At 69.9% G+C, this 9,116-nt stretch carries 14 protein-coding genes; all 14 read left to right on the forward strand.

The window, feature by feature from the left end; translation table 11 throughout:
• The first annotated feature begins 429 nt into the window (after positions 1-429).
• The 14 genes from AB0I76_RS16065 (at position 430) to AB0I76_RS16130 (ending at position 9,066) form a co-directional block, all read left to right on the forward strand.
• On the forward strand, positions 430-750 hold the full coding sequence (locus AB0I76_RS16065; RefSeq protein WP_357035323.1) for a hypothetical protein: 321 nt from the start codon (positions 430-432) through the stop codon (positions 748-750).
• Between the two features lie 247 nt (positions 751-997).
• The gene (locus AB0I76_RS16070) at positions 998-1,225 is read left to right on the forward strand and encodes a hypothetical protein (protein ID WP_357035326.1); all 228 of its coding nucleotides are present in this window, start codon (positions 998-1,000) and stop codon (positions 1,223-1,225) included.
• The gene (locus tag AB0I76_RS16075) at positions 1,222-2,151 is read left to right on the forward strand and encodes a hypothetical protein (protein ID WP_357035329.1); all 930 of its coding nucleotides are present in this window, start codon (positions 1,222-1,224) and stop codon (positions 2,149-2,151) included. Before AB0I76_RS16070 ends, AB0I76_RS16075 begins: the two co-directional genes overlap by 4 nt.
• 87 nt (positions 2,152-2,238) lie before the next feature.
• Complete coding sequence (locus tag AB0I76_RS16080; protein ID WP_357035332.1) at positions 2,239-3,114, forward strand: FtsK/SpoIIIE domain-containing protein; 876 nt, start codon at positions 2,239-2,241, stop codon at positions 3,112-3,114.
• Positions 3,111-3,320, forward strand: a complete 210-nt coding sequence (locus AB0I76_RS16085; RefSeq protein WP_357035335.1) for a hypothetical protein — start codon at positions 3,111-3,113, stop codon at positions 3,318-3,320. Before AB0I76_RS16080 ends, AB0I76_RS16085 begins: the two co-directional genes overlap by 4 nt.
• An 88-nt stretch (positions 3,321-3,408) precedes the next feature.
• Entirely contained in the window at positions 3,409-3,849 is a 441-nt protein-coding gene (locus tag AB0I76_RS16090; protein WP_357035338.1) for a hypothetical protein, read from the forward strand.
• Positions 3,846-4,142: a hypothetical protein gene (locus tag AB0I76_RS16095; protein ID WP_357035340.1), complete on the forward strand. Its 297-nt coding sequence runs from the start codon at positions 3,846-3,848 to the stop codon at positions 4,140-4,142. The genes AB0I76_RS16090 and AB0I76_RS16095 overlap by 4 nt, the downstream gene beginning before the upstream one ends.
• The gene (locus AB0I76_RS16100; RefSeq protein ID WP_357035343.1) at positions 4,142-4,546 is read left to right on the forward strand and encodes an RRQRL motif-containing zinc-binding protein; all 405 of its coding nucleotides are present in this window, start codon (positions 4,142-4,144) and stop codon (positions 4,544-4,546) included. The genes AB0I76_RS16095 and AB0I76_RS16100 overlap by 1 nt, the downstream gene beginning before the upstream one ends.
• Positions 4,546-4,704: a hypothetical protein gene (locus tag AB0I76_RS16105; RefSeq protein WP_357035346.1), complete on the forward strand. Its 159-nt coding sequence runs from the start codon at positions 4,546-4,548 to the stop codon at positions 4,702-4,704. The genes AB0I76_RS16100 and AB0I76_RS16105 overlap by 1 nt, the downstream gene beginning before the upstream one ends.
• Positions 4,701-5,438, forward strand: coding sequence for a hypothetical protein (locus AB0I76_RS16110; RefSeq protein WP_357035349.1), 738 nt, complete (start codon positions 4,701-4,703; stop codon positions 5,436-5,438). The genes AB0I76_RS16105 and AB0I76_RS16110 overlap by 4 nt, the downstream gene beginning before the upstream one ends.
• The gene (locus tag AB0I76_RS16115; protein WP_357035352.1) at positions 5,435-5,698 is read left to right on the forward strand and encodes a hypothetical protein; all 264 of its coding nucleotides are present in this window, start codon (positions 5,435-5,437) and stop codon (positions 5,696-5,698) included. Before AB0I76_RS16110 ends, AB0I76_RS16115 begins: the two co-directional genes overlap by 4 nt.
• Positions 5,698-7,494 (forward strand): replication initiator, encoded by a 1,797-nt coding sequence (locus AB0I76_RS16120; RefSeq protein ID WP_357035355.1) that lies wholly within the window; start codon positions 5,698-5,700, stop codon positions 7,492-7,494. The genes AB0I76_RS16115 and AB0I76_RS16120 overlap by 1 nt, the downstream gene beginning before the upstream one ends.
• Before the next feature lie 28 nt (positions 7,495-7,522).
• The gene (locus AB0I76_RS16125) at positions 7,523-7,795 is read left to right on the forward strand and encodes a helix-turn-helix domain-containing protein (protein WP_155329264.1); all 273 of its coding nucleotides are present in this window, start codon (positions 7,523-7,525) and stop codon (positions 7,793-7,795) included.
• Positions 7,795-9,066: a tyrosine-type recombinase/integrase gene (locus AB0I76_RS16130; protein ID WP_357035360.1), complete on the forward strand. Its 1,272-nt coding sequence runs from the start codon at positions 7,795-7,797 to the stop codon at positions 9,064-9,066. The genes AB0I76_RS16125 and AB0I76_RS16130 overlap by 1 nt, the downstream gene beginning before the upstream one ends.
• The last annotated feature ends 50 nt before the right edge of the window (positions 9,067-9,116 follow it).

Raw genomic sequence — 9,116 nt, forward strand, 5'->3', positions numbered from 1 at the left:
ACGCCTTGTAGAAGCCGTCAGGCTCCGAGCTGCCAGACTCCCATCTCTTCCAGTTCCGTAGGAGCGTGCTGTCAGCGGGTAGCTGCTCGGCCGCATGCATTCGCATCGCTCGCACGGCCTCGCCTTGGGACCACCCACGCGCAGTGCGCTCGGCCCTGAGTCGGGACGCCCAAGCGGGTCGATCGAGTTCCGCAGCCGCATCAACCATGTAGCCAGTATCGCCCCGGCTCAGGGGACATGGCGAGGGGACTTTGGCCTGTCACCGCAGTGACACCTGTCGTTTTACCCAACTCAAGGTCATCGTTGTGGGTGCCAGCAGAACACCGGAACAAGTTCCGATGGGAGTCTGGCAAAGTACCAACTCAGTTGGTACTTTGATGGTGAGGCAGTCATCCAACAAGGGATGCGCCTAGACACAGGAGGTCTGTTGTGAAGCTGTACGTGGACACCGCGAGCAAGCAGGTCCAGGTGACGAAGGACCCGGAGCCGAAGAACGACCAGAACGGCAACCAGCGGTCGGAGAAGAACACTGGCCGGCTCATGTGGTCGACCCAGGTCTTCGTTCTCGACGAGACCGGCGGCGAGATCATCACGGTCACCACGGCGGGTGAGAAGCCGGGCGTGACGGTGGGGCAGCTCGTCGCTGTCGAGCAGTTGGAGGCCATTCCGTGGGCGACCAACGGGCGCAACGGCGTCGCGTTCCGTGCCGTGTCGCTGAAGCCGAAGGCTGGTACCTCGGCGGCGAAGTAGGTCCCTGGCTCATCTGCACTGCGTGAGCTTCTGGTGTCTGATGCGCTGAGGCGCGAAGCGGCCTGAGGTCCGCTGAACAAGTGAAGAACGGTCCGGGAGTGGTTCAGACTCCTACGCTCCCGGCCCGGCTGCCACGACTGGTGGTGGCACCCCGCAAGAGCTGGCGCGGGGTCGGTCCGACTCCTACATCTGCCGACCCCGTGCCCTCCAACTCATCCACCCCAACTCGCGATTGGGAGGACTCGTCGTGTCCAAGCCTACCCGCCCGAGTGGCCTGCCGACAGGACTGCACTTCTTGCAGGCCCGCGCAGGCTACAAGTCCGAATACACCTGGGCCGACCACGAGAAGGCCGGTGTTCCGATGGTCGTGGCCTGCACCGGCTGCGAGATGACCATGGCCGGCGCTCTCGCCCTCATCGACTCCAACGGCTACTGCTGGTGCGTCGCCTGCGGCGACACGGGGAGGGCGTCATGAGCAAGCCCACCGCCCGCCGGCCCTTCGGAAAGTCGAACGGCACCATCACGGTCATCGAGGCCAAGGTCCACCGTTCCTCGGCCCGCAACGCCCGGTTGGCGTTCATCCTGACGGCGGTCATCGTCGGCTTTCTGTCGGCCGTGGTGGCCGCTGCTTCCATTCACCCCATCCTTGCCCTGTTCCTGGGCGCGGCCATCGGTGTCCCGCTGGGCGGGCTCGCCTGGATCCTCGTGCGGATCTGGCCGGTGCTGCGGCTGCTGTGGTGGTGGTCCATCGAGATCGTGCTCACCACCGCCGCCATCACCTTCTGGGTACAGCTGGCCAACCACACCCCGACCGTGGTGACCCTGCTGGTGGTCGCCCTGGTCGTCGGCGTCCCCGCCGCCCTGCCGGTCACCCGCCGCGCCCTGGTGGCCTGGACCTGGTGCCTGGTCGTCCGGCATCGGCTGCGTGTGTGCTTCGCGCAGTTCATCATCGCCAACCAGTCCGGATCCCTGCCGCTGATCCTGTGGGCTCGTCCCACGCCGGTCGGTGAGCGGGTCTGGGTCTACCTCCGGCCTGGCCTGTCGATGGCCGATCTGGAAGGGCGTCTCGACCGGATCGCGGTCGCCTGCCACGCCGCCACCGCCCTGATCGAGCGGGCCTCCGACGGCAACGCCGCCTACCTGCGGTTCGACATCAAACGCCGCGAGGTGCTCAACGCCCAGGTGGGCTCCCCGCTGGTCGACGTCATCACCCCGGACGCTCCCTCCGTTGACCGGCCTGCGCCGGTGATCCCGACGGCTCTGGACCTGCCCGACGTCGACGCCCCCACCATCACCCTGCCGGCGCAGAAGAAGCCGCCGGCTCCCACCAACACGGCCAACGGCAGCAAACCCGCGGCTACGTCCTCCACGCCTGAGGACGACGTCTCCGACTGGATCTAACCCCATCACACCTTGGACGCGGGGAGCTGCTTGCGGCTCGTTCGTGCGGCTTCCCGCGCCCACTCAACGGCCCAAGGAGGGCATCTCATGACCACCACGGCACCCGCCCCAACACCAGGGGTTCCGGTGGGGCCTGGCCTGTCGATGTTCGACCCCATCTTCGTCGGCATCGACGAGTTCGGTCAGCCCGTCTACATCACCCTCGCCTACCGCAACCTGCTCGCCGGCGGCGAACCCGGCGGCGGCAAATCCGGCCTCCTCAACTGCATTGCCGCCCACGCCGCCCTGAGCGTCGACTCCCGCCTCGTCCTGCTCGACGGCAAGCTCGTCGAACTCGGCCAGTGGGAAGACGTCGCCGACGCCTTCATCGGCCCCGACATCACCGCCGCCCTCGACGTCCTCAAGCGGCTCCAGCAGGTGATGAACAACCGCTACGCCTGGCTCCGCGCCCACGGACGCCGCAAGCTCACCGCCGCCGACGGCCTGTCGGTCATCACCGTCCTGGTCGACGAGATCGCCTTCTACTCCGCCACGATCGGCAGCAAGCAGGAGCAGGAAGAGTTCGTCGCCCTCCTGCGCGACCTGGTCGCACGCGGTCGCGCCGCCGGCATCCCGGTCGTGGCGGCCACCCAGCGGCCGTCGTTCGACATCATCCCGACCTCGCTGCGGGACCTGTTCGGCTACCGCGCAGCGTTCCGCTGCACCACACCCAATTCGTCGAACATCGTGCTCGGGCACGGCTGGGCCGAGCAGGGCTACTCCGCCACCGACATCGCCCCCACCAACCAGGGCGCCGCGTACCTGATCGCCGAAGGCGGCGTTCCTCGCCGCATCAAGGTCGCCTACCTCACCGACGCCCAGATCGCCGGCATCGCCGACTACGCCGCCTGGATCCGCCGGCCCCGACCGTTACCGGCCCTGGTGCCGGACCTCACCTGCCTCGACCTGGGAGCAGCGGCATGACCACCCGAGAGCGCGCCTACGCGCGTGCCAACAACCAACGGGCCGCTCAGTTCGTCGAGCTGTGGATCGTCGCCCAGCCGCACGAGATCGCGGCCATGGTGCAGGTCGCCTCGGCCAGCGGCCGACTCGTCTTCGCCTCCGCACCCACTGCGATGGGCGGTGACGACACCCGCCAGCGCCGCTACCTGCGGCTGCGCACCACCTGAAAACGGCCGACAGGACCAGGACCTCGCCTGCCAGCAGAGCTGGTCCTGCCGACCTCCCACCAAGCCCTTCTGAAAGGACGTGGCTGCCATGAAGGCTACCCAGAAACCACCCACCATCGTTGAGGTCACCCCTGCTGACCTGCTGCGGATGGCTGCCCTCTACCTGCGCCGGCACGGCTGGCACCAGGGCACCTACTACGACACCACCACCGACACCCTTACCCCGCCGGCCTGTGCCGCCGGGGCCATCGGCATCGCCTGCGCCGGCCACAAGGTGGAGCACTTCTCCCAGCTCGCCCCCGACACCCTCGCTGACTACCTGTCGGCCCTGGGCGTGTTCGTCGACTACCTCGACACCCACTACCCGCTGTTCCTCGTCGACGAGGACGGCTTCGTCATCGACGAGCACACCTCCCCGTACTCGTGGAACGACGACCCCTCCTGCACCGCCGATCACGTGATCGCCGCCCTGGAGAACGCCGCGAAGCAGTGGGACCGCCTCCACACCGACGGAGGCGAGAACCGATGAACACCGTCAAGAAGACCTTGACGCCCCACCTGCCCCGGCAACGGCGTCGGGACGTCGTCGAGAACGACGCCTTCGCCGGCTTCGCCCGGCGGATCATCCGCGCCCACGGACGCCGCGTGGCCACTGGTGACGTGGAAGCCCTCCGCGACCTCGTCGCCCTGTCATCGGTCATCGACGACGCGATCGGTGAAGCCGTGATCGGCCTGCGGGCCTTCGGCTACTCCTGGGCCGAGATCGGTGCCCGTCTCGGCATTTCCCGGCAGGCCGCCCAACAGCGGTGGGGAGACAAGTGATGACCGACCTGCGCAGCGTCGACCTCGACGCCCTGGCCGACCGCACCGCTATCCGGGTCGAGTTCTACGACCCGCTCGGCACCCGCTACGGGTTCCCCACCTTCCCCTACCGGGCCGCCCCCAATGGCCTGGCCACCCGCCGACAGTTGCGGGCCGCTGGCCTTCGCCCCGGAGGGCACGACCCGGTCGCCCAGATCCTCTGGCGACACCGCACCAACCGCCGGGTCGCCTACCTCTACCGCCTCGACCTCGCCGCACCCAAGCGGGTGGCTACGCCCGCTCAGCGGGAGGCCATCGCCAAAGCCCTGAAAGCGCGGCGGACCTGCCGGCACTGCGGCCAGGTGAAGCCCTACTACATCCCCCGCCGCTACGGCTGCTGCCTCGACTGCCACGGAGGCCACTGATGACTACCACTGATCGCTGCCCCTGCGGCGACTCCTACTGCGCCGACCACACGCCGATGACCACGACCGACCGCACCGACTGCTGCCAGTACTGCGGCTTCTCCGACTGTGACGTCTGCGGCTGGACCGCCCCCACCCCAGGTGGTGACCCGCGATGAAAACCCCCACGACTGCAACCCGCATCGAAGGCGTCGTCCTGGTCCTCATCCTCCTGACCGTCGCCGGCTTCGCCGGAGCCGCCTCCTTCACCCACGTCAAGGACTGGACCCTCGCCAACTCCCCCGCCGGCACAGGCGAGTGGTTCGGCTGGGCCAACGCCGTCATCTCCGAACTCGTCCCCATCGCCTGCCTACTCACCATCCGCCGACGCCGCCGCACCGGCGCACCCATCGGCTACCCGCTGGCCCTGCTCATCGCCGCCGCCGGCCTCTCCCTCGCCGCGCAACTCGCCGTCGCCAAGCCCGGCATCTCCGGCTGGCTCCTGTCCGCCGTACCGGCGCTGGCGTTCATGGCCCTGGTCAAACTCGTCCTCGCCCCCATCCCCGCATCACCGGAGGGCGTTACGCCGGCCAAGCCGGCCGAGCCGATCCGCGTCCAGGTGGCCGAGCAGGTCACCACCGAACCGGCATCGCCGGCCGCCATCACCGCACCCGAACCCAGCCCGGCCCCCGAACCGGCCACCGCGCCGACTGCCGAGCCGGAGCCCGTCACCATGCCGGCCCCCGAGCCGGTCGACGTTCCCGCCCACCTGCTGCCCATGGCCAGGTTCTCGGCCGTGCAGCACGAACAGGCCACCGGAGCACCCATCACCGCCGCCGAGCTGGCCGACCGGCTCGACGTCACCCCGGCCGTCGCCGGGCAACTCCTCGCCACCATCGGCGGTGCCCGGTGACCATCGTCATCGTCGACATCGTCCAGGTCCTGCACACCTGCCCCGCCGAGCCGGAGCCCCACCCCTACGACATCCGCCGGGCCGTCGTCGACGTCATCCCCGGCGGCCCCTGCCGCGCACCGGTCACCATCCGCTGCGGCAACACCCTAATCCAGATTCCGTGCCACCGGCACGAGCCGGCCAAGCGCCAGTGCGGCGCCTGCCGGGTCATCGTCACCGAACGCACCATCACCACCCGCACCCCCGAGGTGCCGGCCTAATGGCGTCGACGCTGGATCTCACACCCCGGACCGCTCTGGCCCGGGGTGTGGGCTCGAACGCCGACACCCCACCGCCGGTCTACGACTACACCGCCGAAGGCTCCGCCTTCCAACGAGCCACCCGATCCGACTACTTCGGATGGCTGGAACACGTCCGCGCCGCCGCCGGCTGCACCCGACCCATCCGCCTCGCCGGCCAACTCCTCACCGTCGAACAGGGCACCGGCCGGATCCTCGGCCAGCGGCACACCGACGCCATGCCCGACGCGGCGATCTACACCGCCTGCGGCAACCGCCGCGCCACCGTCTGCCCGTCCTGCGCGCAGACCTACCAACGCGACGCCTTCCAACTCCTACGCGCCGGCCTCGTCGGCGGCAAAGGCGTTCCCGAGTCGGTCGCCTCGCATCCGGCGGTGTTCGCCACCTTCACCGCACCGTCCTTCGGGCCCGTGCACGCTCGCGTGGTCAAGCGGCACACCTGCGGCAACCGGAAGCGCTGCGACTGCCGCGCGGAGCCGTGCCACGCCCGCCGCGACGCCGGCCTCTGCGCCCACGGTCGGCCCGCGGTGTGCTGGGCCCGCCACGAGCCCGGGGACGCGGTGCTCGGGCATCCGCTGTGCCTGGACTGCTACGACCACGACCACCAGGTCGTCTGGAACATCTTCTCCGGCGAACTCTGGCACCGCACCAAACAGGCCGCGGAACGATGGCTCGCCAAGCTCGCACGCCGACGGGGCATCCCGCGCGTCGAGGTCATCACCGCATCCGGCAACATCCGCAAGGTCCCGCCGGTCCGGCTCTCACCGGGCAAGGTCGCCGAACTCCAAGCACGCGGAGCGGTGCACTTCCACGCCATCGCCCGCCTCGACGGCGTCAACGGCCAGGACCCCGACACCATCATCCCGCCGCCGGCCGGGTTCACCATCGACGACCTCGTCGACGCGCTACGCCACGCCGCCCGACAGGTTGCCTTCCAGAGCCCCGGCCATCCGGACCGGCCTGACGGCTGGTCGATCGCCTGGGGCGAGCAGGTCGACTTGGAGCCGATCGCCACCGACGGCACGGGTGAGGTCACCGATGGGATGGTCGCCGGTTACCTTGCCAAGTACGCCACCAAGAGCACCGAGGCCACCGGGCACACGAGCACCCGCCTGACCGCCGACAGCATCGGGGCCTACGCCGACCCCGACGGCGACCACACCGCCCGCCTCATCGACGCCTGCTGGCGCATCGGCCGACCCACCGGCACCCCGGTCCCTCTGTCGGAGCGGCCTCGCGATCCCCGGCCCCGGCCCGGCTTCGTCGACCGCTGGCAGTGCCCCGACTGCGGCACCCACACCCGATACCCCGCCTGCCCCACCTGCATCGCCGCGCGTCAAGCCGCCCTTGACGCCCAACCCGCCAGCAGACCAGCACCGGGCAACCCGTATGCCCGGCTGCGGCGATGGGCTCACATGCTCGGCTACGGCGGCCACTTCCTCACCAAAGCCCGCCGCTACTCGGTGACCTTCCAACTCCTGCGGGACACCCGCATCGCCTACCGCCGCCACGAGCACCACCACCAGGCCGACGAGCACACCGACACCCTCCGGGCCGTCGACCACCTCGACCAGGACGACACCACGCTCATCGTCGGCACCCTCACCTTCGCCGGCGTCGGCTGGCACACCTCAGGTGACGCGCTGCTCGCCAACACCGCCGCCGCCATGGCCCGCGAGAGACGAGCCACCGGCCGCGAAGAACTCGCCCACGAACTCGCCACCACTGCGGCCGGCATGGTGCCGGCTGCCGCCTGATCCGACAGACCTGAGGAGGTCACCCGCTATGAGCGCCACCGCCCGCCCCAGCCCGGTCGTCCGGCTCGTCCCTCGTACCGGGACGGTCGTCGTCGAGCCGGTCACCTACACCGTCCGGGAGGTCGCCAAGCTGCTGGGCATCTCGCTCGGCAGCACCTACGCCCTCGTCCGTGACGGCACCATCCCGGCGACCCGCCTCGGCGGTCGCTGGCTCATCCCTCGTGCCCGGTTCCACGCCTGGCTCGACGGCGTCACGGAACAGCCCGCCGCCACCGGCACCGAGCACGGACGGAGGCGCTGATGGGCTTCGTCCGCAAGACCCCGGCGGGCACCTTCCGTGCCTGCTGGCGTGATCCTGCTGGTGGGCAGAAGTCCAAGAGCTTCCGCACGAAGCGGGAGGCCAATGCCTTCCTGGCGGAGGTGGAAGGCAGCCTGAACCGGGGCACCTACGTCAATCCGCACGCTGGCCGTACCCGCTTCGGCGACTTCACTCAGCAGTGGCTCGCCACCCGGGCGGTCGAGGCCCGGACCACTGAGCGGACCGTCTCCATGCTCCGGACGCACGTCCTGCCGAAGTGGGGTGACTGGCCGCTCGGGAAGGTCGACTTCATGTCGGTGCAGGAGTGGGTGACCGGCCTCGGTCGGGAACTCGCCCCCGCCACTGTGGCCAAGTGCTACCAACTGATGTCGATGATCCTCAAGACGGCGGTACAGGCCCGGCTGATCGCCACCAACCCCGCCGAGGGGGTGAAGCTGCCGCGTGACCGGTCCCGCGACGTCAAGCCGGTCACGATCAGCCGGGAAGACTTCTTCGGCCGGCTGTTGCCCGCCGTTCCACCTCGGCACCGGGGCATCGTCTCCGCCGCCGCCGGGGCGGGACTTCGCTGGGGTGAGTGCGCGGGGCTGACGTGGTCCTCGGTCGACCTCGACCGGGCATCGCTGCGGGTGGTCCAGGTGGCCGAGGAGACTCACGGCGGGATCGTGCTGCGCCCGTACCCGAAGAGTCGCGCCGGGGTCCGGACCGTGCCGCTGCCCGGCTTCCTCCTGGCCGTGCTCCGCGAGCTGCACGCCGCCGCCGACGAACCGGACCCGCGCACGCTCGTCTTCCGCGACCGGGTCGGTCGCCCACTGCGGCGGTCGAACTTCCGGCGTCGGATCTGGCTGCCCTCGCTCGTGCGCGCCGGACTGCTCGGCCAGGTCGTCAACACCGGCCCACACCGGTACCGCGCGACCTGGCCGGACCGGGAGGGCATCGAGTGGTCGGCGGAGTTCACCACCGAGCGGGAGGCGGTCGCATGCGTGGCGGCCAAGGCTGTCGGCGGGATGCGGTTCCACGACCTGCGGCACGCCTACGCGACCTGGCTGGTCACCGACGGCGTGCCGATCAACCTGGTGCAGCGGGTCATGGGCCACGAGCAGGCGTCCACGACGCTCAATCGTTATACGCACACCCCGGACGACTACGCCGCCCGCGTCCTGGAGGCGTTCGACCGCTCCGCTGCCTCTGGGCTGCCTCCGACCGGGGAAACGCCCTCGGCAGACGGCTTCGACGGGGACGGAGACGACCTGTGACCTGCGACGCAGCACTTCTCCCGAAAAGGGACGACCCCCGTCGGGGGGAG

The organism is Micromonospora sp. NPDC049799 (assembly GCF_040656655.1).
In the GTDB taxonomy this organism is placed as follows: Bacteria; Actinomycetota; Actinomycetes; order Mycobacteriales; family Micromonosporaceae; genus Micromonospora.